The organism is Corynebacterium sp. KPL2850, assembly GCF_040225855.1.
In the GTDB taxonomy this organism is placed as follows: domain Bacteria; phylum Actinomycetota; class Actinomycetes; order Mycobacteriales; family Mycobacteriaceae; genus Corynebacterium.
On the sequence record NZ_JBEHFV010000033.1, the window covers coordinates 1 to 22833 of the forward strand.

Here is a 22833-nt window from a genome sequence, read left to right on the forward strand (position 1 = left end):
CGAAGCCGCCGGATCAGCTACACTTACTATCGCATCTTGATTAAATCCCCGTGTCCACTTTCCGGGGTTCGGGCCCTTAAACCGGCAGCCGTCGTGCAGAATGCAAAGGACAAGAACTCGCCTTGGCGCGAGGGGAAGCTCGATGGTGTCAAGGTGATCGATCAGGCAGATTTCAAAACTCTGCCACAAGAACAAATCGCGGCAATCGAACCCGACTTCATCGTTGGGGATTACTGGACAATTTCTGAGGACAATTACAAAGAATTGTCAGCCATCGCACCGACCCTCGGCGGAATCTCCGATACCGGGGAGGGCATTGGCTGGGAAGCGCAGCTAGAAGCTTTGGGCAAGATATTCAATAAGGAGTCCGAAGCTAAGAAAGCAATTGAAGAGGATCAGAAGCGTTTCGCTGATGTGAAGGAAAAATTGCCAAACCTCTCTGGTAAAACCGGCATTGTTTCCCAATTCGCCCAGGGATCCTTTGGCGCCGTTGCTGACCCTGAGGATCCGGGTGCATCCTTCATCTACGATCTAGGTATGAAGTTCCCGGAGAAACTGACTGACGGTACGGTTCCAGTTGATAATGGCCGAGTCACGCTTTCTCCGGAAAACGTGTCCTACCTAGCCGCTGATTTTATGGTCATCTATAACCGCACCGGCTCAATCGAAGAAGTTGAAAATACTCCGGGATACAAAGATTTGCCGCAGGTGAAATCCGGTGCGACTCTCGCTGGTGACGAAGCGGTCGTCGCTGGACTCAACACCCCAACGAGCCTGAGCCGAGCTTGGGTGCTGGACAAGACGATGCCGACGCTGGAAAAGGTTGGAAAGTAGTTAAGGTCTGCACAACTCCGACGCCTGCTAGATGGGGCTCACCCCTTTGCGGCAGGTAGTCGCCAACGCCTTCCGATTCATCGGAAGGCGTTGTCTTAAATGGACTGTATCCAAGGCAGTGGTGCGTCCGTTCTTGCCTTTCCAGCAACGAAAACCGACGTCAGGCTTTCCGTATATTCACCCATCGGCGCAGCAAGATGATTGCGTTAAAAGGTATGTGGGTGAGCTGGAAAATGCTTGGCGCGGGAAGAGACGTTCAAAGCGTCAGCAAAACTAAATAAAAATTAGGCCATCGAACAAAGTGAAATAAAAGCCATCAAGACCGAGAGGGGAATGGTCTCAAAAATGCCAAGGAACAGCCGGAGCAGGGAAATTTATCCAATTTCCTACCGGGAATTATACGTGGAAAATATCGAAGATATATCGCCATCCATGCGGCGAATTACGTTCAGCGGGGAGCAGCTCCAGGAGCACGAACGCGATGGTATTTCCGTTCCTTCATTATTAAGCCATGGTTTTGATGACGACGTTCGACTCATCTTCCCGGATCCGGAGACTGGAGAGCGACCGCACCCAATCGCCCAAAACGATGGCAACCTCCTGTGGCCAGAAGCCGTTAAGAACTTATTCCGCACATACACGGTTCGCTACTTTGACGCTGTTAATGGGCTATTAGCAATTGATTTCGCGCGCCATGGTGAGGGCTTGGCCGAAAACTGGTCACAGAGTGCTCGCATTGGTGACCCCATTTTTGTGGCAGGCCCGAAGTCGTGTGCACAGTTGCCCACGCATATCGATTGGCTTTTCTTGGCAGGAGACGAGACTGCGCTCCCAGCCATCGGCCGCTGCCTGGAATCGCTCCCATCTGGGCATGATGCGATTGCGGTGGTGGAGGTTCCGACGAACGCTGATATTCAAAAATTAGACATTCCGGATTCAGTACAGATCCACTGGGCGATACGTGACCAGGGCGAGGGCTTCGTTGAAAAGGCTAGTGCGCTCTTTGAAGAGACCGCTGACTCACAATTGCCTAGGGGCGAAGCATATGTATGGGCGGCGGGGGAGGCCTCCCGGCTGAAAACACTGCGGCGTTTGTTTAAGGCTTCCGGAATCGCCCCTGAGCATCAGGAAATTACAGGTTACTGGCGGCGAACTAGCCGGAAAGATGGCAAAGAAAGCGCATCGAGCAGCAATAGTGTTTTGCACAATATTCATGATTTGGCTGAGTTGAATTCAGCCTTTGCGCTCCGCACTGCAGTACGTTTAGGGCTATTCCAAGAGATCGACGCGGGTGCCAATACTTTTCCTGCCCTTGCTGCTGCGGCAGACCTTCACGAGGAGGCGTTACGGAGGTTTATCCGTTACCTAGCTGCTCTTGAACTCGTCGAAGTCAGCGAAACCACCCTCACCTTGACTGCAATGGGAATGGAGTTAGCGGACCCAGATTCCAATGTGGTGTGTTGGCTCAGCGGGCCGGCGCATCTTGAGGCGATGGCGCTGATGCGCCTTGAGCATAGCCTTCGTACCGGTGAGGCGGCACCGCAAGGCGAACAGGGATTGCCGTGGTCAGAATATGTGAGCCGTGACCCACAACTCGCGGCCGAGCGCTGTGAGCAAAAGAACGTGAGCGCTGGGTGGACTGCTCCGTCCGCTGCACAGGCGCTGCAGCACTATCTGAATGAGACCGCTCGTGTCCTCATCATTGGCCAGGGAGGTGCGGTATATGCGGATGAAATTCTCCGGCGATGTGAGCATGCCCAGAGCCGGATTATTACCGGTGCTTCCTCGGAAGCGGTGCTAGGGGAAATCGCAGGAGCTTCTCGTGAACGATGCGAAACGAGTGGCAGCGAAAGCGGCTTTTCTCCCACCGAAGCAGACTATGCGTGGGCAACTGACGTTATTTTCATCGATCCCTGGAGCGTCTTAGGCAGCGAAGAGGTGGCCGCCCAATTAGGGCGCGCGGTTGGTGGGGATAAGTCCCGCCGGGCTTATATCCTTACCGAGGTCCTCGAGGAAGCCGGCGGCGATGAGCATTCCTATGAAGAGGACTTGGTAAGGCTTTCCATGTTCGGCACCAAGGTGCCGACCCAGGACGATGTCAGCGCTGCTACCGCTGATAGCCGCGCTCTTATTTCTTCTGCCACGGCTGTTGGCTGGGGCAAACACCTCTTCGTCCTGGAAGCAGAAGCGAATTCCTAAAGAGGAACCTCGGTAGGACAAATGCCTCGAGCTTCACCTTTTATTTTCGGACCACGGTCCCGCGTGGGAGGCCGGTAGCCGTTACAGCCATAAGTGTGGTGAACACGGTGAAGTAGGCGAACGTTGTCCAGCCGACCCCGTGGGTGAGGGTCATCAGCACCGTGCAGACGGATACGCCTAGTGCGCTGCCAAGTTGGGTCGCTATGCGGCCCGCAGCGCTGGCATGGACGACTTCATCTTTGGCTAAGCCGTGGTAGGTCGCGGACATCGTGAGCACCGTAAGGGCTCCGATGCCGCCGCCGCGCACGAATAGCGCGCAGCCTTGAAGGATGAGCCAGCCTGCCGCCTGGCCGGTGGGAAAGGCGAAAGGTAGCGTTCCGATAATAGTGGCGGCAATGCACATGTAGACGGTCTTCCGCGTACCCCAACGGGCGATGAATTTTTTCGATGCCGAGCGGCTGAAATAGGCGCCCACGCTTTGTAGGGCTAGCAGAAGTCCCGCATGCAGTGCGGTGTAGGCATAGTTGCTCTGGTAGTGCAGCGGAATGAGGAAGAGCCCGCCATAAAATACGGTGCTTGCAATGGCCAGCGTTGCCCACGCTGAGGAAAAGGAGGGGTGGGTAAATAGGCGGACATCGATAAGCGGTGACGGCGCCCGGAGCGCATGCAAGACAAAGTAGCCAATCAGCCCCGCGCCGGCGGCGAGGAGAATTATGCTTGTCCAAGAGTTCATGTGCCCGATGGTGGTAAAGCCATAGACCGCTGCGAGCAAACCCGGGGCGAGCAGGAGGTATCCCGTGCGGTCCAGCTGGGCTGCTGGGTCTGCTGGGGTCCGTTCTAGATAGTGCACGGCAAGGGCAATCGCGGCGATGCCGATGGGGACGTTGATGAGGAAGATGGCGCGCCAGCCGATGGCATCGACAAGCAGCCCGCCCAGTAGCGGGGCAATCGCAGGCGCAATGACCGCTGGTAGACCGATTGCGGTGATGGCGCGTGTGGCCTGGTCCTTCCCGGCATTGGTGACGATGAGCGTCTGCATCACCGCCACCGAGAAGCCCGCCGCGAATCCCTGCAGGACGCGGAAGGCGATGAGCATGTCTATATGCGTAGACATCGCGCACAGGATTGAAGCGACGGTGAAGGTTGCGAGCGCGGTAATCCAGAGATTTTTGGCGCCGAAGCGGCGCGTTGCCCAGCTGCTGAGCGGAATGGCCATGGTGGAGGCCAACCCGTAGCTGGTGATGACCCATTGGGCGAGAACTATCGGTGCGTGGAACGCCTCGCTGATGGAATGAATAGCGACGTTAACGATGCTGATATCTAGCAGCGGCAAAATTGAACCGAAGACAAGGGCGATGACTACCCGCCTAGTCTGGGGGTCGAGTTTTTCTTCTTCCTGCATGAGGGGTTCCCTTCGAAGTGTGTGCGCACAAGGCGTGGTGAGGTGTGGTCATGGTGGAGATAGCGATGGAGGTATTAGGAGGCGAATGGTCCGTCGTGGGTGAGGGCGGTGAGCATTTCCGCGAATTGCTGTTGCGCGGGCTCCGGCCAGCGGGCGAGGAATTCTTCTAATTGTTGGGTCAGGCGCGAGCGCATCACGGCGACGTTGTCTTGGCCCAGTGGGGTCAGCGACAGTTGTATCCATCGCGCGTCGCGGGGATCGGTAGTGCGACCAATGAGTCCGGCCTTTTCTAGGGCCGAGGCGTGGCGGGATACTACCGAGCGATCTAGGCCGATGACGGTGGCGAGCTCTTTCGGAGTGGAGGGTCCACAGCGGTCTAGGCCGCTGAGCACCAAATATGTGGATTCGTTGACTTCTTCACCGAGCCCCTCGGTGAGATGGGCGTACATACGTCGACGGAGGCTGCGCTGGGAAAGTAGTCCCAGTGCGTCGGCGACTTGTTTGCTTGGATTGTCCATGTCAGAAGAATACATGCACTGTGCACGCGTGTCTAGTGCACGCATGCTTATTGCACGTTTATTTTTGTGGGCTGGCAGTGGAGAGGCGGAAAGTGTCCAAAATGACCGCGTTTGTCCATTTTTCGGGTCGATTTTTGGTGAAACGCGGTTGTTTTGGGCAGCCTGACGCTCATCCGTACCTCTATCTGCCGGGGTAGCACCCGAAGAGCACAAAAGAGCCTTCCGGTTTCTCCCAATGCCGGTTCCCGTGCACGCACCTTAACTTTCTGGAACGCTAGAATGGGAAAGTATAGATCTAGTTAAGGAGTACAAAGCAATGGCTAAAGAAACTGCACGCGCCCTTGGTCACGAAGTGGACGTGGACCGCGAGAAATTTACCTACTTGGCATCTACTGATGCCGAGGGCAACAAGATTGAATCCGGCAAGGCTGCGGCAGCGGGAGCCGGCGCAGCGGGAGCTGGTGCAGCAGCTGCCGGTGCCGCTGCAACGGCGAACGCAGACGAGCAGGACGACTCCGCGACCCAGAGCGATTACGAGCCGAAGAACCACGTCGTTACTGGTGCTGAGGAAGAACACGTCGCCGCCGCGTCCGAGCAGCCGGACCTGCAGGAAAAGCTGGATGAGGACAACGCGGACTATGAGCCCTCAGAGCACGTTGTGGGCGAGGCCGAAGAAGAGCACATCGGCACCGCGCCGGAGCAACCGGAAGGGGATGCGGCAGATGATGAACGCGATGACTTCGATGACCTGAAGGACAAGGTCACCGAGGCTGGCAATGTCGTTGAAGAGGCCATCAACCGCGCTAAGGACTTCGTGGAAGACAAGGCGCAGGAATACCAGGAAGAATCCGGTAAGAAGGGCGGTTTCTTTGACCGCGTGAAAGACGTTGTGCGCGAGGCTCGCGATAACCTCGATGAAAAGCGCAAGTAGTTAACTGCGCCTAGGCCGCTGCCTTTCCTAGAGAGGAGGGGCAGCGGCCTAGGCGCTGCCATGCTAGTCCAGCGCGTGCAGGTAGAACCAGCGGATGAGGAGGCGACGGGGGATATCGATAAGCGGGCGCAAGAAGGGAAGGAAGGGCTCGGAGGCGGCATCGATAAGCAGCAGCGTCCGGCCATCGCGCAGGCGCTCCAGGGTGAAGCTTTCCTCGCCGCGCTCGAGGTGGCCGGGCAAGGTGCCGTAGGTAAAGCCGCAGCGGCCATCGTCGGCGAAGGTCTCGACCACGCGGCAGCGGAAATCAAACGGGCCAAGGCCTAAGGTGACCTCGGCGCCTTCTTGTACGACCGGGTGGGAGGGGCGCACGCGGAAAAGGCCGCTGCGCTGGATGCCCCAGCGAAAGAGCCGGTGGGCTGCGGTATCGAAATCAGTGTCGATGACCCTACTCATGTGCAGTTGTGGGAATCCGGCGGTATCGGAATAAGAAAGCGGCTCTGGCATCTTAAGTCTCAGCGCTTATCTGTGGGGACCTCATGGAGTGAAGAATAGGGCATCGAAAAGTTTTTGGGATGGATTAATTGTGGGATCACCCCCGAAACCTGAAAGAACGGTAACGGCTTGGAAACAGTCACAGGACTTAGCTGCTTTCACACGTCATCCATGTCAGGATTTAGCTAGCACGATCCTGACAACTGAAAGAAGGTACTTTGATGCTTCGCATTCCGCACCTAAAGAAAGTCCTGGTGGGCTCGGCTTTCGCTGGTGCGTTTTTCTTGGGTTCCCCGGCAGCAGGCGCCCAAGAATTGCCCCAACCGGATATTGACTCGGCAGGGTTAATCAACCAAGTGCGCGATGGCCTCGCGGACTTTGGGATTGAGACCCCAGAGGTGGATACACAGGTCACCGATGCCGTGGATTCCGCAGTACAGGACGCGCACGACGCGGTGGCGAATAACGGCCAGCAGGAGGCCCAGTACGCAGAGCCGGCCACCAACCCGAACCCGTTCGGGTTGCTTGAGCAAGCCACCCAAGTAGAGCAAAAGCCACTGGGCAATAATCCCAACTACCAGTGGAAAAACGATGGATTTTCCAAGGTAGCTGCAGGCAAGCCCGATTCGGACTTTGTTTTGCACCGTGTGCCGGGTTCCTTGTTCGATGCCCCGCGCATCCCTGAGGAATCCGATGTGGCCATGAACCAGGGCAAGTCCCTCTATGGCCCTGGCACCCCCATCTACGTCAATGGTGACACCATGTGCACCTTGAGCGTTGCCGGCAACGACGATGCCGGCCGCAAGGTGGGGCTGACCGCGGGGCACTGCGGCAATGAGGGCGATGCCATTACCTCGGCCGATTCCGATCACATTGGCCCGACGGGCACCATCGTGGCCAAGAACGACGAGCTGGATTATTCGGTTATCGAGTTCGGCTCTAATGCTGAGGTCACCCGTACCTACAACGGGGTTACCGTTAACTCCCTGGGCGGAACCGTAAACCCAGGTGAGACCGTATGCAAGCAGGGCGTTGCCACCGGCAAGACCTGCGGTATGACCTATCAGCAGGCACAAAGCATCCAGGTCAACCAAGTCTGCGCCATGATGGGCGATTCCGGCGCGCCGCTGCTCGCTGGTGACCGCCTCATCGGTTCCATCTCCGGCGGCTTCCTGCCGGTGAACTTCCCGTGCCGCACCCCGCTGCAGGGTGCGGTTCACAACCCCACCGCCGCTACCAACATGGACACCGTGTTGGCGGATATGAACCGCCGCGGTGGCGTTGGCGCAGGGTTTACCTTGCCCGAAGCATAAACCGCGAAGCAGATAGCGCCCCGTTCAGCCTTGAGAGCCGCACGGGGCGCTTTTTATGTGCAATTTCTATGGGCGCATAACGCGCATGCGTCCCGCCAAAGTGGGGGAAGCGCAGGATAGCCTTGCCTGCAACCAAAGACATAAACTAAGGTGAGACTTACCTATTGTCCATTTAGGAATAGTCAATATCTGCTGTGGCTAACGCTTCCACAGCGAAGTTTGAACTGAGGTTTCCCCCATGCACAAAACCCATTCCACCCCACCAGAAACCGGGCCCATGCGCGCGGATCAAGCACCCACTGACGCCGTGGTGGAACTATCCGCTGATTGCCTGCACAACGCGACCGAGACCCAACCGGCACTGGCCGTGCGGCTGCGCGAGCTGGGCTTTCGTCCTGGTACCCGGGTGCAGATCGGCCGCACCGTTGCCGGCGGTGCGCGCGTGGTCAGCGTAGGCACGGCCCGCTATGCGGTGGATGCACACACGCTGCGCCAACTCGAAGTCATTCCGTTGGAGGCATAAGCGATGGCACATAACTCCACGGCCCCAGCAAGCTGCCACAGCACCTCCACCATGCGGATAGCGGCGGAAGGCACGCCGGTGCTCGCACTGGTGGGCGCGCCCAACTGCGGAAAATCCACCCTCTTTAACGCATTGACCGGAGCGAAGGTCCAGACCGGCAACTGGCCGGGCACCTCCGTCGAGGTCAGCCGCGGGCTCTGGAATGCGCAGCCAGAGGCCTTTGACATCATCGACCTGCCCGGCGCCTATTCACTTGAGCCCATGAGCCCGGATGAGGCCTTTACCAAGCAGATGCTCATTGACTGCCCGGCAGACGAGCGCCCTGATGTCGTCGTGGTCCTCGTGGACGCAACGGCCCCGGCCCGCGGGCTCAACTTGGCGCTGCAAATTGCCGCCGAGCCATACCGCGTGGTCATCGGCGTGACCAAGGAGGATATGGCCGAGCAGCAGGGCATTAGCATCGATACTGAAGCGCTCTCCCGCGCCACTGGCATGCCAGTGGTCAGCGTCAATGGACGGCGCCGGCGCAACCTCGACGGGCTGGAAACCACCGTGGCACAGGCCATGCGCGTCGAGCCAACCATCATCCGCCAGGATTCCGGCCTGGATCAGCGCTTTGCGGATCTCGATGCCGCCGAAAAAGCTGCGGTCCACCGCGTGGAGGTAGGCGAGACCCTCACCCAGCGCGTGGACCGCGTGGTGCTGCACCCAGTGGTGGGCCCGCTGCTCTTCCTCGCGGTGATGTGGGCGGTCTTCTTCATCACCACCACGGTGGCAGGGCCCATGCAGGACGGCCTCGAAGATCTTGTCACCGGTCCGGTCTCGGACGCGGCCCGCGCCGGGCTCGAAGCCATTGGTCTGGATCACTGGCTGATTTCGGGCTTGCTTGTTGATGGCCTCATTGGCGGCGTCGGCATGGTCCTGACCTTCGCTCCACTGCTAGCGCTGATGTTTCTGTGCTTGGCGGTGTTGGAGGATTCCGGCTACATGGCGCGCGCCGCGGTGGTCACCGATAGGGTCATGCGCTCGATTGGCCTACCTGGTAAGGCCTTTATCCCCATCGTGGTGGGCTATGGCTGCAACGTGCCGGCGATTTCGGCCACTCGCGTGCTTGGCGATGTCCGCCACCGCATCCTTACCTGCCTGCTCATCCCCTTCACCTCGTGCTCGGCGCGGCTTATCGTCTTTATGATGCTGGCGCAGGTCTTCTTCCCCGATCACGCCGGATCGGCCGTCTTTGGCATGTACGTCTTATCCATCGCCTTGGTGGTCGCCGTGGGCCTGGCGCTGCGCAAAACGGTCTGGCGCGCCATGCCGTCTGAGGCGCTCGTTATTGACCTGCCGTCGTATCAGCTGCCCACGTTCAAGCTATCGCTGTCGGTCATGTGGGTGCGCTTGAAGGGATTCCTACATACCGCAGGTGGCATCATCGTCGCCACGGTGGTGGTCATTTGGCTGCTCATGTCCATCCCGGTTACCGGTGGCCACTCCTTTGACGAAGAAGCCGTCCCGCCGGAGGACTCGGCCTATGGCGCGGTATCCAAGGCGATATCCCCGGCGTTTGCGCCGACTGGCTTCGATTCGTGGTCGCTCACCGGCCCGCTGGTAACGGGCTTCGTGGCGAAGGAAACATTGATTTCTACCTGGGCGCAGACCTATGCCGTCGATGACGTCACGGATGCGGAACCTGAGGAACAGGCTGAGTCTTCGCTGGCCGATCACATCCGCAGCGACTTCGATGCCGCTTCCGGCGGGCACGGGCTGGCTGCGGTGTGGGCATACATGGTCTTCCTCTTGGCCTATACCCCGTGCGTGGCCACGGTGGCCGCGCAGCGGCGCGAAATTGGCTGGAAGTGGACGCTCATCGGCTTTGCGCTCCAGCTCGTCACGGCCTGGGTCTTGGCAGTCGGCGTCTTCCAGGTGCTGAGGTTATTCCTATGAGCCCGACAGACAAGGTTAAAGAAGCGATCCGCGGCGGTCACTCCACCCCCGCAGACATCGCCCGCGCGACCGGGCTGGGGCAGGGGACCGAGGAGGTCATCCTCGCCCACCTGGAGCACAGCGCGCAGCTCGTGCGTGAATCGCTGTCCTCGTGCCCCACGGGCGGCTGCGGGAGTTGCTCGCACAGCGATGGTTGCTCCGGCGCCGAGGCCGGGCGCCGCGAACCGGTCTTATTGAAGCTTTCGGCCCGGCCCTAATCCTGCAGCATCTGTAGCGCAGCCTTGTGCAGGCGGCCATTGGAGGCAATGGCCGATCCGCCGTGCGGCCCAGGATTGCCGGACAGATCCGTAAACGTGCCGCCGGCCTCGGTCACGAGCAGGGACGGGGCGGCGAGATCCCAGAGGGAAACCTCCGGCTCGGTGGCGATATCGACGGCGCCTTCTGCCACCAGGCAATAAGACCAGAAATCGCCATAGCCGCGCAGGCGCCATGTCTTATCCGTCAAGTTGAGGAATTTATCGCGCAATCCGCGCTCGGACCAGCCGGTCAGCGAGCTCATGGCCAGGGAGGCATGCCCTAGCTTTTCGATCTGGGAGACGTGCAGGCGCTTCGGCTCGCCGCCAAAAACGCGGTAGGCACCGGCGCCCTTCGCCGCGTACCAGCGCCGGCGCAGGGCGGGGGCGGAGACCACGGAGACGACCGGTTCGCCGTCCTCGAGCAGGGAAATAAGCGTTGCCCACACGGGCACGCCGCGCACGAAGTTCTTCGTACCATCGATGGGATCGATAACCCACTGGCGGCCCTCGTAGCAGGCCTGGCCGCCAAACTCTTCGCCCAAAACCTCATCGCGCGGGCGGGAGCGCTTCAGCGAATCGCGGATGTGCTTCTCGCAGTTGAGATCCGCATCCGAAACCGGGGTCAGGTCCGGTTTTTCCTTCACGGAAAGGTCGGTGGCCTCAAAACGGTGCATCGTGACCACATCGGCGTGACCGGCTAACTCGAGTGCGAGACCTAAGTCTTCTTTGAATTTACCCACGGAGCCATTCCTCCATTTGTTGAACTACTTGTTTATTTCCGGCCAAGCACCACTCGACGCTACCGGCTTCTACCTTGCGGGCTGCACCACCGGCGGCCTCAATGAGAGCCTTGCCGGGGAACCAATCCCAATCTGCTACCGAGTGCTGCATCCATGCGCCCCACGTGCCTTCTGCCACGGAGGCCAAGTCCACCGAACCGGCACCAAGCATACGGACTGTAGCAAAGTTTTCGGCCACCCGCTGCCACGCGGCACGAATTTCTGGATCCGCCAGCGACGTTGGGTGTAGGTAGGACGAGAGAGAGATTTCTTCTGCCGGCTTATCCTGCAGCTTGGCAACGTCCTTGCCATCGAGCGAGGTGGGGTAGTCGCGCCCGCCAAACCAGGTATAGCCCATGGCGGGGCGGTGGACGGCGCCGAGGGCGACCCCGGATGCATCGGTAAGCGCGAGCGCCGAGCACCAATAATCCGAGCCAGAGGTAAAATTGTAGGTCCCATCGACCGGATCGATGACCCAATTGCGCCCAGACTGGGACTCGCGGGCGGTGCCCTCCTCACCCACGAGGCCGTCCTCAGGGCGCACGGCCTCTAGCACGCCGGCGATAAAGCGCTCGGCGGCGCGGTCCGCATCCGTGACCACGTCAGAGATAGAGGTTTTCTGCTCAACCGAGACGCCCATCTCGCGCAAGCGCCAAGCCAAGCGTCCGGCGTTATACACAAGCGCCTGCGCCAAATGGGCATCCCCATCGTCTGCATGCGCGACAATAAACGTTTTGATGACCGCATCGATCATCTCCTGCAAGCTTGGCTTTTGATCCATGCACACCATTGTCGCCCTAAATCCAACCAATGGCTAATTCTGTGGGGGAGGTGGGTAAGATTGGGGCCTATGCGTCCCGAAGTAATTACACGGCTCAAGCAATTGGACACCACCCTGACCACCATTGAAAAGATTATGGATCCGGAAGCCTTGGCTGCGCGCATTCGGGAGTTGGAAGCCCAAGCTGGGGATCCCTCGCTGTGGGATGACCCCGAGCACGCACAAAAGGTCACCTCTGAGCTGTCTTCAGCACAGGCAAAGGTCCGCAAACTGGAATCCTTGCGCGGGCGCTTAGATGATATGCCGGTGATGTACGAGCTCGCGGAGGAAGAAGGTACCGTCTCCGTTGCCGATGAAGACCTTGCTGAGCTGGAAAGCGCCATCGAATCCCTCGAGGTAACAACCATGCTCTCCGGGGAATATGACCCGCGCGAGGCCGTGATCAATATCCGGTCGGGTGCCGGCGGGGTAGACGCTGCCGATTGGGCGGAGATGCTCATGCGCATGTATACCCGCTGGGCCGGAAAGCATGACCACAAGGTGGATATTTACGATATTTCCTATGCCGAGGAGGCGGGCATTAAATCCGCTACCTTCGTGGTGCACGGAGAATACATGTACGGCCAGCTTTCCGTGGAACAGGGCGCGCACCGCCTCGTGCGCCTTTCGCCCTTTGATAACCAAGGCCGGCGCCAAACCTCCTTTGCGGAGGTTGAGGTCCTTCCCGTAGTGGAGCAAACGGACCACATCGATGTGCCAGATAACGAGGTGCGCGTGGATGTGTACCGTTCCTCTGGCCCCGGTGGACAGTCAGTTAACACCACCGATTCCGCGGTGCGCCTGACTCATATCCCCACCGGCATCGTGGTTACCTGCCAGAACGAGAAGTCGCAGATCCAAAATAAGGTCTCTGCCATGCGGGTCTTGCAGGCGAAGCTCTTGGAGCGCAAGCGCCAGGAAGAGCGGGCGGAGATCGATGCGCTCGGCGCCGGCGGCAATGCCTCCTGGGGCAACCAGATGCGCTCTTATGTTTTGCACCCGTACCAAATGGTCAAAGACCTGCGCACCAATTTTGAAATGGGCGATCCCTCCAAGGTGCTCGATGGGGACATCGATGGATTCTTGGAGGCCGGCATCCGCTGGCGCATGCAACAAGAGCGCGGCGAGGATTAACCTCAACCGCGCCCTGCAGGCTTAAGCCGGGTAGTGCATCGGGGCGCCCGGCCCGAGTGGGATACCCAACAGGTACCACACGATAAAGAAGATAAACCAGCCGACTAACATGGCGATGGAATACGGCAGCGCCAGCGACATCAGCGTGCCAACGCCCGCCGGCTTGTAGTAGCGCTGCAGGAAGGTTATCGCGAGGGCGAAAGAAGGCGACATCGGGGTAACAATATTCGTCGGCGAGTCGCCCATACGGAAGAGCATCTGGGAGACCTCGGGGGAGATGCCCACGTACATCATCATCGGAACGATCACCGGCGCCATCAGTGCCCACTGCGCGGAACCTGAGGTAATGAACAGGTTGAGGACTGCCACCATGGCCATGAGTGCAGCGAACATCAAGATGGGCGGCAGTGACCATGCCTGCAGCAGCTCAGAACCCTTAATCGCGGTCCAGACGCCGAGGTTGGACCATCCGAACCATGCCAGGAATTGGGCGACGGCGAAGAAAAGCACAAGTATTGGCACCAAGGTATTAATCCCCTTGGCCATAAAATCTGGCACGTCGGAGGCGGACTTCAGCGTACCAGCGTAGATACCGTAGACGATGCCGCAGACCAAGAACGCCAGGGCAATAGGAACCGCAATCGCGCTAATGAGCGGCGATTCCATAAAGCTATCTTCCTGGCTCGCCAGCGGGGAGCCAGGAATAAAGAGCAGGGCGAAGAATCCGGCGAGGAAGATGAGCAGCGCGATACCAGAGGCGGCCAAGCCTTTTTGCTCCTCCGGCTTTACCCGCAGCTCGTCTTCTTCTTCCTCGAAATCAACGTCGCTATCTTCGCCGTCCTCGTCCGCCTCGTTATCAGCGGCGCCGGCGGCCTGGGAGAAGGAGACTTCCTCGTAATTGATCTTGTCGTGGTTGACCAGATCGCGGGCCTTTTTCACCATGAACCATTCCGTGACGGCGGTAATGATGAGGGACAACACGATGGCGGAGGGGATGACGAAGAAGATATTGGCCAGCGGGCTGACCTCATAAGCCTCATCCACGAACTGCGCGGCGGGAGTGGAAATACCGGCCAACAGAAGGTCTGTGGTGTTAAGAATCAGCGAAGAATTGAAGCCTGCCGAGGACGCAGCAAAGGCCACCATGGCACCCACGATGGGGGAGCGACCCACCGAGTGGAAGGCCATCGCGCCCAGCGGAATGAGAATGGCATAGATCGCATCTGAAGCTATGGAACCGGTAACTCCGGCTAAGGATACAAAAAAAGTTAGAAACTTCGGGCTGACCTTGGTCACCATGGCGCGCACGAGCGCGGACAAAAGCCCAGACTGTTCGGCTACGGCCACACCCAGCATCACCGAAAGGATGACGCCCAACGGCGGGAAGCTCGTGAAGTTTTCCACCGCGTCTGTGACCATGCGCGAGATATTCTCGGTGGTCAGGAGCGATTCAACCTCGATGGTATCGCCGGTTTTAGGATCCTCGGCGCTCATACCAATCAGGTGGCCAATCCAGGAGGTAATGGCTACGATTATCGCGAGGATGACGAAGAGCCAGAAAGGATCGGGCAATTTATTGCCGATCTTTTCTACGGTGCCTAAAAAGCCGCTTGCTTTCTCCGGTTTTTCTTTGGTTTTAGTCTCGGCCATAGTATCGGCACTTCCTGTCGATCGGGTCGGGCATCATTGCGCACCAGATTTTGTGTTCTAGACTACACTACTAAATAGCGTTCACAGGTTGCTGTCAACTTTGGTTGCTACAGTGGCGGAGTGATTACTTTCAATAACGTGACTAAGGTGTATTCCGCCCAGTCCCGCCCCGCGCTCGATGGGGTGTCTTTTGAGATTGCGGACGGTGAGTTTGCCTTCCTCATCGGACCTTCGGGGTCCGGAAAGTCCACCTTTCTAGAGCTCATGGTGCGCTACAGCAATGTGACCTCGGGCGACATCTACTTCGGCGATTTTCACGTCAACGAGCTGAGCGGCAAGGATATCAACGCCCTGCGCCAATCCATTGGCTACGTATTCCAGGATTTTCGGCTGCTGCCCAAGCTGAACGTGTATCAGAATGTGGCGTTTGCCTTGGAGGTCATCGGCAAGAGCAAGCACCGCATCTCCACCGCGGTGCCGCAGGTATTGGAGATGGTGGGCCTAGAAGACCGCCACCACGCGATGCCGCACGAGCTTTCCGGCGGTGAGCAGCAGCGCGTGGCCATCGCGCGCGCCTTGGTTAATCGCCCGAAGCTGCTGCTTGCCGATGAACCCACGGGCAACCTCGATCCCGCCACCGCCGACGGGATCATGGACTTGCTGCTGCGCATCAACAAGCGTGGCACCACCGTCGTGATGTCCACGCACAATTCCCGCGCCGTGGATAAGGCGAAGAAGCGCGTGCTGGAATTGCGCGAAGGCACGCTCGTTCGCGATGAACACAATGCCACCTATTCGGCGCAGGAGGAGCAGGCATGAAACTCGGATTCATCTTCCGCGAGGCCAGCAAGGGCTTGGGCCGCAATCTGACCATGACCATCGCGATGATCATTACCACGGCCATCTCTGTCGGCGCCGTGGTTGCCGGCATTATGGTCACCAATCTCACCAAGGATACGAAGGATATTTACTTGGACCGAGTGGAGGTTATGGTGCAGCTCAACGAGGATATTTCCGCCACGGATCCAAACTGCACCACGCCCATCTGCGCGGACTTAAAGGAACAGCTGGAATCCGATAGTTCCGTAGAGTCCGTGGAATTTCGCAACCGGGAGGCCTCCTACGAGCGCTTCCGCGAGCTATTCCAGGACACCGACCCAGTGATGGTGGAACAAACCTCGCCGGATGCGCTTCCCGCAGCGTTGCACGTGCGCCTCGTTGACCCGGAGGAAGCCTCCGCCATCGATGCCGTGCGGGATAACCCAGCGGTAGAAGAGGTCGTGGATCAGCAAGAAGAGGTGCGCGAGGCGGCAAGCAACCTTGATTCCATCCGCACCGCCACCTTCATCGTGGCCATCGTGATGTCCATCGCGGCCATCTTCTTGGTGGCCAATATGGTGCAAATCGCCGCCTTCCACCGCACCCGCGAGACCGAAATCATGCGCATGGTCGGCGCCTCGCGCTGGATGACGCAGGCACCGTTCGTGGTAGAAGCGGTGCTCGCTTCGCTTATCGGTGTCGTCTTGGGCGGCGCCGGGCTGCTCGTGGCGAAATCCCAAGTGATCGATCCTGCGCTGCAGGGCCTGTATGAATCGCAGTTGCTGGCACCGATGAAGTCCAGCGATCTGTGGCTCGCACTGCCGCTGGTGGGCCTGCTCGCCTTGGCGGTTACCGCTGCCACCGCGCAGATTACCCTGCGTTCTTATGTCCGCCGCTAAGCCGTTTGCCGGGTGCGGTAAACGAGCAGTACACTGAGGCAATTATGGCTAAAAAGGGCAAGAAGAATAAGAAGGCGGCTTCCGGGGACGCCACGCTTGCGACCAACCGCCGGGCCCGGCACGACTATAAGATCCTCGAAGAATTCGAGTGTGGCATCGTCCTGCTCGGCACGGAGATCAAATCCCTCCGGGAAGGCAAGATCTCGCTCAATGATGCCTTCGCCACTATTGATAATGGCGAGGTGTACCTCCGGAACCTACACATTCCGGAGTATTCGATGGGGTCTTGGACCAACCACAGTCCACGGCGCACCCGCAAGCTCTTGCTGCACCGCAGGGAGATCGACAAGCTCTACGGGCAGGTGCGCAATGGCAATAAAACCCTGGTGCCGCTGAAGGTGTACCTCAAAAATGGGTACGCGAAGTTGTCGCTGGCGCTCGCGCAAGGTAAGCAGGACTATGACAAGCGCGAAGACATCAAGCGGCGCGACCAAAACCGCGAAATCACCCGCGAGCTCGGCCGCCGTGTGAAGGGGATTAATGCTTAAAACGGTAAAGGTTCACGACGCAGTCAAGGGTGAAGACTCCATTTCCGGGACGGGCGTATTGGTAGACCGCCTGTGGCCGCGGGGCATCGCCAAGGCGGACCTGGACTATGACGAATGGTTCAAGGACGTGGCGCCCAGCCCCGAGCTGCGCAAATGGTGGAGCCATGACGAGGATTCTTTCCAGGAGTTTTCGCGCCGCTACCGCGCCGAGCTCGATGACCGAGAGTCCGAGGAGCTCACCCAGCTGCTCTCCTTGGCAAAGGAGGGGGACCTCACGCTGCTCTTTGGCGCTGCCGACCGCGAGATTAACCACGCGGTGGTCTTAAAAGACTGGCTGGAAGAGCACTTGGAGAAATAAAAGGGTCTGCGGTAGTGTTGGAACAACCGTAGGGAATGATGCACTATCCCGTCCCTACAGTGCTATGGGGTTGATTTGGTTTCGACTTCGTACACTGCGCCAGGGGAAGCGTGCCGGTGAAGGCTAACGACCACCGTTTAAGCGTCGTAGCAAACAAATAAACGCAGAGAAGAACTCTCAGCGTGACTACGCCCTCGCTGCCTAATTACAGCGACGCGTGTCTGTCAGCCTAGGTTTCGTTCCTGACCTAGAACCTGGCATCGACTAAGGAACTTGCCGTCTGGCTGTGTCATCAGGGCCAGATGGGACTCTTACTGGTGACTGGGCCCATCATCCGGTACGAGTTCGCCCGAACCGGAGGGCCGAGCAGAGATCATGTGCGAACTGCGCACGGAGAAGCCCTGGCAAGGTGACGAAGGACCCGGGTTCAAGTCCCGGCAGCTCCACCGAGAGCCCCAGCTAGATTCAGTTCTAGCTGGGGCTTTTCTCATAAGATTCCCCGCGCGCGGCTAGGGTGGTGGCCATGCAGCGTGTATTCGATTCCCACCTCCACATCATCGATTTTTCCCACCCCATCCAGGAGAATCAGGGTTATACGCCGCCAGAATTTTTGGTTCCGGCTTATAACGTATGGCGCGAGAAGCTGCGCGGTGAGGGTTTTGATATCACCGCCGGCGCGGTCGTCTCCGGTTCCTTTCAGGGCTTTGACCAGGGGTATCTGGCAGACGCGCTAGGGGAGTTGGATAACTTCGTAGGCGTGACACAGCTGCCTGCCGATGTCCCCAATGCCGAAATCCGCCGCCTCGATGGCCTGGGCGTGCGGGCGGTGCGCTTTAACTTCCGGCGCGGTGGCAGCGCAGCGCGGGAGGACCTCGAGGAGCTCGCCTGGCGGATCTATGACCTAGCCGGCTGGCACGTGGAGCTTTATGTCGACGCGGCTGCGCTGGGCGAAATGGCGCCGGTGCTGAAGAAGCTGCCGGCCGTGAGCATCGATCATCTGGGCCTGAGCGCGCAGGGAGTAGATGGTCTCTTGGAGCTTGTCGATGCCGGAGTAAAGGTCAAGGCCACCGGATTCGGGCGCGTGGACCTCGACCCGGGGGAGGTGGTGCGCCGCATTGTCGATGTCGATCCCACCGCCCTCATGGCGGGTACCGATCTGCCCTCGCAGCGGGCGAGCCGGGTGTTTTCGGTAGAGGATTTCCGGCTCATTGAGAAGGCCGCAGGGGTACATGCCGATGATGTTTTCTACGCAAATGCAGCGCGTTTCTATGGCCTGGACGATGCGCTTTAGGAAAGGTTACCCTCACCCTTGATTGGTTAGGGTGGCTTAAGATAAGTTAATGGGGCATTTGTTTCTCGTCTATAAGGAAAGCACAATGAAGAAAATTCATCGCGCTCTTTTGTCTGTCGTGGCTGTCGCCTCCCTGGCGCTTACCGCATGTAGCACTGCGGAAGAAGAGGACCAGGGCTCGAATAAGGGGACATCGGAAAGCGCACTGCAGATCGAAGATAATAACGGTACCCATGAGCTGGATGTACCGTTCGAGCGCGTCGCGGTAACGGATAACCGTTCCTTCGAAATCCTCGCGGATTGGGACGTCAACATCGTGGCAGCCCCGCTGGGCATCGTTCCGGATACCCTGTCGGACAAGATCAATGAAGACACGATCGAGGCCAACCTGGGCATGCACCGCGAACCCGACCTGGAGGCGCTGGTTGCCGCAGAGCCGGACATCGTCATCAACGGTCAGCGCTTCACCCAGCACCAGGCTGATATCGAGGCTTTGATGGAAGACACCCCGGTTCTCGACTTCTCCCCGCGCGATGATAAGGACATGGCGGAAGAGCTCATCCGCCAAACCGAAGCACTGGGCAAGATCTTCGACCACGAAGATGAAGCAAAGAAGCTCGTCGATGACTTCAACAAGGCCCTGGACCGCGCTAAGGACGCCTACGATCCTGAGAAGACCGTCATGGCCGTCAACACCTCCGGTGGCGACATTAACTACATCGCCCCAGGTAAGGGCCGCTTCTTCGGACCATTCTTTGACCTGCTGGGCATGAAGCCTTCCCTCGAGGTGGAAAACGCCAGCGACGACCACGAGGGCGATGACATCTCCGTCGAGGCAATTGCTGATTCCAACCCTGACTACATCCTCATCATGGACCGCGATGGTGCCGTGGCCAAGGATGAAGCAGGCTACACCCCTGGTAAGAAGCTGGTAGAGGATTCCGCGGCGCTCAAGAACGTGACTGCCGTTAAGGAAGGCAAGATCGTTTCCGCTCCGCAGGATACCTACACCAATGAAAACATCATTACTTTCACGGAGACTCTCAACGCGATGGCAGACGCGTTTGAAAAGAACTAGCCACCACTAAAACCGGAAACCGGAGGGATTTTGTGCCCTCCGGTTTTCAGGTGCGTAAAGGATAGTTATGGAAACCACCACCCGCACAAAGGTCTGGGATTGGAAGCTGGGCCTCGGCGTACTCATCGTCGCCGCGTTGCTCGTTACTTCTTTGTTGACCGGGCAATATGACGTTTTTGGCGCTGATGATGGCGCTGCCATGTTCGGCATTACCCGCCTGCCGCGCACCATTGCCTTGGTGCTCGCCGGCGCTGCCATGGCCGTCAGCGGCTTGGTCATGCAGCTGCTCACTCAAAACCGCTTCGTTGAACCGTCTACCACCGGCACCACGGAGTGGGCCGGGCTGGGCTTGCTCTTCGTCATGGCTGTCGCGCCCACGTCCTCGATCCTGGTGAAGATGATCGGAGCGGTGGTCTTTTCCTTCCTGGGTACGGTCGTATTCTTCCTCTTCCTACGCCGGGTGACCCTGCGCTCCTCGCTCATCGTGCCGATCATTGGCATCATGTTGGGTGCCGTGGTCTCTGCGATCTCGACGTTTTTCGCCCTGATGACGGATATGCTCCAACAGCTGGGCATCTGGTTCATGGGCTCATTTACCGCGGTATACAAGGGCCAATACGAGGTTTTGTGGATCGTCCTCTTGGTGCTGGTGGCCGTGTACATCTACGCCGACCGCCTCACGGTCGTTGGCTTGGGCGAGGACGTGGCCACCAACGTCGGGTTGAACTATAACCGCATGTTGTTGCTGGGTACCGGCCTTATCGCCATTGCTACGGGCGTGGTCACCGTCGTCGTGGGGTCCCTGCCTTTCCTTGGACTTATCGTGCCCAATATCGTCTCCATGATGCGCGGCGATGACCTGCGTTCCAACGTGCCTTGGGTGTGCCTGCTGGGCATCGGCATCGTTACCGTGTGTGACCTGGTGGGTCGCGTCATCATCGCCCCATTTGAGATGCCGGTTTCGGTGATTCTTGGCGTCATCGGCGCCATCGTCTTCATCATCATGATTGTGAGGTCGACACGTGCTAACTAAGATGTCCGCCCCGCCCAAGAAATATTGGATCATCCTGGCTTGCGTATGGGGCGTAGCTGCGGCTTTGGCCTTCGCGTACTTGGCCTATGGGAACCCGATGGAATTTGGTACGCGCAAGTTTTGGCTCATCGCCCAGCGCCGCGCCGATGCCCTCATCGCCATGGCGATCGTTGCTGTGTGCCAAGCCATGGCTACGGTGTCTTTTCATACCGTGACGAATAACCGCATCTTGACCCCATCCATCATGGGTTTTGAGTCGCTCTACGTTGCCATCAATACCGCGACCATTTTCTTCCTGGGTGCTAGTGGGCTTAACGATGCCCGCACCGTGCCCACCTTCCTCATGCAAATGGCCGTCATGGTGGGGCTTTCCCTGGTGCTCTATTCGTGGCTGCTGACCAGCAGGAAGCAGAATATGCACGCCATGCTGTTGGTGGGCGTGGTCATCGGTGGTGGCTTGGGCTCGCTTTCTACCTTTATGCAGCGCATGCTTACCCCCAGCGAGTTCGACGTACTGACTGCGCGCCTATTTGGTTCCGTCAATAACGCAGAGTCCGAGTACTATCCCATCGCCATCCCCATCGTGGCCATCGCCACTACGCTTTTGGTGCTCAATGCGCGCAAGCTCAATGTGATTTCTTTGGGCGCCGATGTCAGCACCAACCTGGGTGTGAACCACAAAGCGCATGCGATTTACACGCTGGTGTTGGTCTCGCTATTGATGGCGACGACGACCGCGCTGGTAGGTCCCATGACCTTCCTGGGCTTTTTGGTGGCTACGCTGGCTTATCAATTCGCCGATACCTACGATCACCGCTACATCTTTCCGATGGCGGTGGGCTTAGCATTCCTCGTGCTCATTGCGGCCTACTTCCTCATGCAGCACGTATTTTCCGCCCAAGGCGTGGTGTCCATCATCATTGAGCTGGTAGGTGGCTCCGTGTTCCTGTTTGTCATTATGCGAAAGGGCCGACTGTGATCGAATTAAAGAACGTTTCTAAAACCTATTCCGCCGAGACCGCTATTGGTCCGCTCAACCTGACCATCCCGCAAGGAGGCATCACCGCGCTGGTGGGGCCGAATGGTGCGGGTAAGTCGACGATGCTCACCATGATCGGGCGCCTGCTCGACATGGATGAAGGCAGCATCGAAATCGCCGGCTATGACATCCAATCCAGCAAGTCCGCCGACCTGGCGAAGATTGTGTCTATCCTGCGGCAGGAAAATCACTTCGTCACGAAACTAACTGTGCGCCAGCTCGTGGGCTTTGGCCGCTTTCCCTATACCAAGGGGCGGCTCAACAAACACGATGAAGAGGTCATTTCTAAGTACATTCACTTCCTGCACTTGGAAGAATTGCAGCACCGTTACCTTGACCAGCTTTCCGGCGGCCAGCGCCAGCGCGCGTACGTAGCCATGGTGCTGTGCCAGGAAACCGATTACGTGTTGCTAGATGAGCCGCTGAATAACCTGGACATTTCGCACTCGGTGGACATGATGCGCCACCTGCGCGAGGCCGCCCAGGAATTGGGGCGCACGGTCATCGTGGTTCTGCACGACATCAACTTTGCTGCCCGCTACGCGGACTATATCTGTGCTTGCAAGGACGGGCAGATCGTCGAATTCGGCCCGGCCGAGGAGATTATGCGCGACGATATCCTGACGCCCATCTTCAATACTCCGGTGCGCGTTATCGATGGGCCCGATGGAAAGATCGCGTGCTATCACTAAAAACCAACGTTGGCCTGCGAGTTTGCGTTGTGTAGTGGGGTGGTATAAATTTTAGCGAGTCGCCGAGAGGTAGCCGGTTGGTTACTTTTGAGTGACTTTTTGTACTGACTTGGTTCGAGGATTTGACTTGGTTCAGGTTGTTGGGTAAGTTGGTACGAGCCGCCGACGAGAGGTTAACGTTTGGTTAATTTTCTTGTGGTGTGTGGATGTTGTTTGAGAACTCAATAGTGTGCCAATGTACTTA

General features: G+C 58.4%; 23 protein-coding genes and 1 other RNA gene. 18 read left to right on the top strand and 6 right to left on the bottom strand.

All coding sequences use genetic code 11. The features are described from left to right. Positions 1-834, top strand: an 834-nt coding sequence (locus ABRP93_RS09980; protein ID WP_349887827.1) for an ABC transporter substrate-binding protein, incomplete at its 5' end; no start/stop codon positions are given. A gap of 333 nt (positions 835-1167) precedes the next feature. Continuing rightward, positions 1168-3033 carry a siderophore-interacting protein gene (locus ABRP93_RS09985; protein ID WP_349887828.1) on the top strand — a complete coding sequence of 622 codons (1866 nt, stop codon included), beginning with the start codon at positions 1168-1170 and terminating at the stop codon, positions 3031-3033. 40 nt (positions 3034-3073) lie between these two features. Here ABRP93_RS09985 and ABRP93_RS09990 read toward each other — a convergent pair whose 3' ends face one another. Both ABRP93_RS09990 and ABRP93_RS09995 read right to left on the bottom strand, forming a co-directional pair. After that, complete coding sequence (locus tag ABRP93_RS09990) at positions 3074-4435, bottom strand: DHA2 family efflux MFS transporter permease subunit (RefSeq protein WP_349864148.1); 1362 nt, start codon at positions 4433-4435, stop codon at positions 3074-3076. A gap of 74 nt (positions 4436-4509) precedes the next feature. Then, a complete protein-coding gene (locus ABRP93_RS09995) occupies positions 4510-4953 on the bottom strand; it encodes a MarR family winged helix-turn-helix transcriptional regulator (protein ID WP_349864150.1) in 444 nt (147 codons plus the stop codon). Between the two features lie 316 nt (positions 4954-5269). Between ABRP93_RS09995 and ABRP93_RS10000 the strand changes: the two genes are divergently transcribed. Beyond that, entirely contained in the window at positions 5270-5884 is a 615-nt protein-coding gene (locus ABRP93_RS10000; protein ID WP_349864153.1) for a kinesin, read from the top strand. Positions 5885-5947: 63 nt separating this feature from the next. Here the strand turns inward: ABRP93_RS10000 and ABRP93_RS10005 are convergent, their stop codons facing one another. Beyond that, a complete protein-coding gene (locus tag ABRP93_RS10005) occupies positions 5948-6388 on the bottom strand; it encodes a DUF1990 family protein (protein WP_349887829.1) in 441 nt (146 codons plus the stop codon). A gap of 209 nt (positions 6389-6597) precedes the next feature. Between ABRP93_RS10005 and ABRP93_RS10010 the strand changes: the two genes are divergently transcribed. The 4 genes from ABRP93_RS10010 to ABRP93_RS10025 all read left to right on the top strand — a co-directional run bounded on the left by ABRP93_RS10010 (position 6598) and on the right by ABRP93_RS10025 (position 10410). Continuing rightward, on the top strand, positions 6598-7689 hold the full coding sequence (locus ABRP93_RS10010) for a S1 family peptidase (protein WP_349887830.1): 1092 nt from the start codon (positions 6598-6600) through the stop codon (positions 7687-7689). Positions 7690-7927: 238 nt separating this feature from the next. Further along, a complete protein-coding gene (locus ABRP93_RS10015) occupies positions 7928-8212 on the top strand; it encodes a FeoA family protein (RefSeq protein ID WP_023025784.1) in 285 nt (94 codons plus the stop codon). Positions 8213-8215: 3 nt separating this feature from the next. Then, positions 8216-10153 (top strand): ferrous iron transport protein B, encoded by a 1938-nt coding sequence (feoB, locus tag ABRP93_RS10020; RefSeq protein WP_349887831.1) that lies wholly within the window; start codon positions 8216-8218, stop codon positions 10151-10153. Beyond that, positions 10150-10410, top strand: coding sequence for a MarR family transcriptional regulator (locus ABRP93_RS10025; RefSeq protein ID WP_349887832.1), 261 nt, complete (start codon positions 10150-10152; stop codon positions 10408-10410). Before feoB ends, ABRP93_RS10025 begins: the two co-directional genes overlap by 4 nt. Here ABRP93_RS10025 and hisN read toward each other — a convergent pair. Continuing rightward, the gene (hisN, locus tag ABRP93_RS10030; protein WP_023016942.1) at positions 10407-11189 is read right to left on the bottom strand and encodes a histidinol-phosphatase; all 783 of its coding nucleotides are present in this window, start codon (positions 11187-11189) and stop codon (positions 10407-10409) included. The genes ABRP93_RS10025 and hisN overlap by 4 nt on opposite strands. Then, a complete protein-coding gene (locus ABRP93_RS10035) occupies positions 11182-12018 on the bottom strand; it encodes an inositol monophosphatase family protein (protein WP_349887833.1) in 837 nt (278 codons plus the stop codon). Before ABRP93_RS10035 ends, hisN begins: the two co-directional genes overlap by 8 nt. A 60-nt stretch (positions 12019-12078) precedes the next feature. Between ABRP93_RS10035 and prfB the strand changes: the two genes are divergently transcribed. After that, complete coding sequence (gene prfB, locus ABRP93_RS10040; RefSeq protein WP_349887834.1) at positions 12079-13182, top strand: peptide chain release factor 2; 1104 nt, start codon at positions 12079-12081, stop codon at positions 13180-13182. Between the two features lie 21 nt (positions 13183-13203). Here prfB and ABRP93_RS10045 read toward each other — a convergent pair whose 3' ends face one another. Then, the gene (locus ABRP93_RS10045; protein WP_349887835.1) at positions 13204-14832 is read right to left on the bottom strand and encodes an AbgT family transporter; all 1629 of its coding nucleotides are present in this window, start codon (positions 14830-14832) and stop codon (positions 13204-13206) included. Positions 14833-14952: 120 nt separating this feature from the next. Between ABRP93_RS10045 and ftsE the strand changes: the two genes are divergently transcribed. From ftsE to ABRP93_RS10095, 10 genes are all read left to right on the top strand, one after another. Further along, positions 14953-15651: a cell division ATP-binding protein FtsE gene (gene ftsE, locus ABRP93_RS10050; protein ID WP_349887836.1), complete on the top strand. Its 699-nt coding sequence runs from the start codon at positions 14953-14955 to the stop codon at positions 15649-15651. Further along, a complete protein-coding gene (gene ftsX / locus ABRP93_RS10055; RefSeq protein WP_349887837.1) occupies positions 15648-16550 on the top strand; it encodes a permease-like cell division protein FtsX in 903 nt (300 codons plus the stop codon). The genes ftsE and ftsX overlap by 4 nt, the downstream gene beginning before the upstream one ends. A 44-nt stretch (positions 16551-16594) precedes the next feature. After that, complete coding sequence (gene smpB, locus ABRP93_RS10060; RefSeq protein ID WP_023016945.1) at positions 16595-17098, top strand: SsrA-binding protein SmpB; 504 nt, start codon at positions 16595-16597, stop codon at positions 17096-17098. Continuing rightward, complete coding sequence (locus tag ABRP93_RS10065; protein ID WP_239270080.1) at positions 17091-17456, top strand: DUF488 domain-containing protein; 366 nt, start codon at positions 17091-17093, stop codon at positions 17454-17456. Before smpB ends, ABRP93_RS10065 begins: the two co-directional genes overlap by 8 nt. A 66-nt stretch (positions 17457-17522) precedes the next feature. Next, positions 17523-17905, top strand: a transfer-messenger RNA (tmRNA) gene (gene ssrA / locus ABRP93_RS10070). Between the two features lie 74 nt (positions 17906-17979). Further along, entirely contained in the window at positions 17980-18747 is a 768-nt protein-coding gene (locus tag ABRP93_RS10075; protein ID WP_349887838.1) for an amidohydrolase family protein, read from the top strand. Positions 18748-18832: 85 nt separating this feature from the next. Beyond that, positions 18833-19825 carry a siderophore ABC transporter substrate-binding protein gene (locus ABRP93_RS10080; RefSeq protein WP_411703021.1) on the top strand — a complete coding sequence of 331 codons (993 nt, stop codon included), beginning with the start codon at positions 18833-18835 and terminating at the stop codon, positions 19823-19825. Between the two features lie 67 nt (positions 19826-19892). Continuing rightward, positions 19893-20858 carry an ABC transporter permease gene (locus tag ABRP93_RS10085; protein WP_349887840.1) on the top strand — a complete coding sequence of 322 codons (966 nt, stop codon included), beginning with the start codon at positions 19893-19895 and terminating at the stop codon, positions 20856-20858. Between the two features lies 1 nt (position 20859). Continuing rightward, positions 20860-21837, top strand: a complete 978-nt coding sequence (locus tag ABRP93_RS10090; RefSeq protein WP_349887841.1) for an iron chelate uptake ABC transporter family permease subunit — start codon at positions 20860-20862, stop codon at positions 21835-21837. After that, a complete protein-coding gene (locus ABRP93_RS10095; protein WP_023025818.1) occupies positions 21834-22589 on the top strand; it encodes an iron ABC transporter ATP-binding protein in 756 nt (251 codons plus the stop codon). The genes ABRP93_RS10090 and ABRP93_RS10095 overlap by 4 nt, the downstream gene beginning before the upstream one ends. The last annotated feature ends 244 nt before the right edge of the window (positions 22590-22833 follow it).

Excerpts from the sequence above, each read along its gene's own strand:
- ABRP93_RS10015 (WP_023025784.1), top strand. The coding sequence starts at position 7,928 with ATGCACAAAACCCATTCCACCCCACCAGAAACCGGGCCCATGCGCGCG.
- ABRP93_RS10010 (WP_349887830.1), top strand. The coding sequence starts at position 6,598 with ATGCTTCGCATTCCGCACCTAAAGAAAGTCCTGGTGGGCTCGGCTTTC.
- ABRP93_RS10085 (WP_349887840.1), top strand. The coding sequence starts at position 19,893 with ATGGAAACCACCACCCGCACAAAGGTCTGGGATTGGAAGCTGGGCCTC.
- ABRP93_RS09995 (WP_349864150.1), bottom strand. The coding sequence starts at position 4,953 with ATGGACAATCCAAGCAAACAAGTCGCCGACGCACTGGGACTACTTTCC.
- ABRP93_RS10065 (WP_239270080.1), top strand. The coding sequence starts at position 17,091 with ATGCTTAAAACGGTAAAGGTTCACGACGCAGTCAAGGGTGAAGACTCC.
- prfB (WP_349887834.1), top strand. The coding sequence starts at position 12,079 with ATGCGTCCCGAAGTAATTACACGGCTCAAGCAATTGGACACCACCCTG.
- feoB (WP_349887831.1), top strand. The coding sequence starts at position 8,216 with ATGGCACATAACTCCACGGCCCCAGCAAGCTGCCACAGCACCTCCACC.
- smpB (WP_023016945.1), top strand. The coding sequence starts at position 16,595 with ATGGCTAAAAAGGGCAAGAAGAATAAGAAGGCGGCTTCCGGGGACGCC.
- ABRP93_RS10035 (WP_349887833.1), bottom strand. The coding sequence starts at position 12,018 with ATGGTGTGCATGGATCAAAAGCCAAGCTTGCAGGAGATGATCGATGCG.
- ABRP93_RS10005 (WP_349887829.1), bottom strand. The coding sequence starts at position 6,388 with ATGCCAGAGCCGCTTTCTTATTCCGATACCGCCGGATTCCCACAACTG.
- ABRP93_RS09990 (WP_349864148.1), bottom strand. The coding sequence starts at position 4,435 with ATGCAGGAAGAAGAAAAACTCGACCCCCAGACTAGGCGGGTAGTCATC.
- ABRP93_RS09985 (WP_349887828.1), top strand. The coding sequence starts at position 1,168 with ATGGTCTCAAAAATGCCAAGGAACAGCCGGAGCAGGGAAATTTATCCA.
- ftsX (WP_349887837.1), top strand. The coding sequence starts at position 15,648 with ATGAAACTCGGATTCATCTTCCGCGAGGCCAGCAAGGGCTTGGGCCGC.
- ABRP93_RS10025 (WP_349887832.1), top strand. The coding sequence starts at position 10,150 with ATGAGCCCGACAGACAAGGTTAAAGAAGCGATCCGCGGCGGTCACTCC.
- ABRP93_RS10080 (WP_411703021.1), top strand. The coding sequence starts at position 18,833 with ATGAAGAAAATTCATCGCGCTCTTTTGTCTGTCGTGGCTGTCGCCTCC.
- ABRP93_RS10090 (WP_349887841.1), top strand. The coding sequence starts at position 20,860 with ATGTCCGCCCCGCCCAAGAAATATTGGATCATCCTGGCTTGCGTATGG.
- ABRP93_RS10000 (WP_349864153.1), top strand. The coding sequence starts at position 5,270 with ATGGCTAAAGAAACTGCACGCGCCCTTGGTCACGAAGTGGACGTGGAC.
- ABRP93_RS10045 (WP_349887835.1), bottom strand. The coding sequence starts at position 14,832 with ATGGCCGAGACTAAAACCAAAGAAAAACCGGAGAAAGCAAGCGGCTTT.
- ABRP93_RS10075 (WP_349887838.1), top strand. The coding sequence starts at position 17,980 with ATGCAGCGTGTATTCGATTCCCACCTCCACATCATCGATTTTTCCCAC.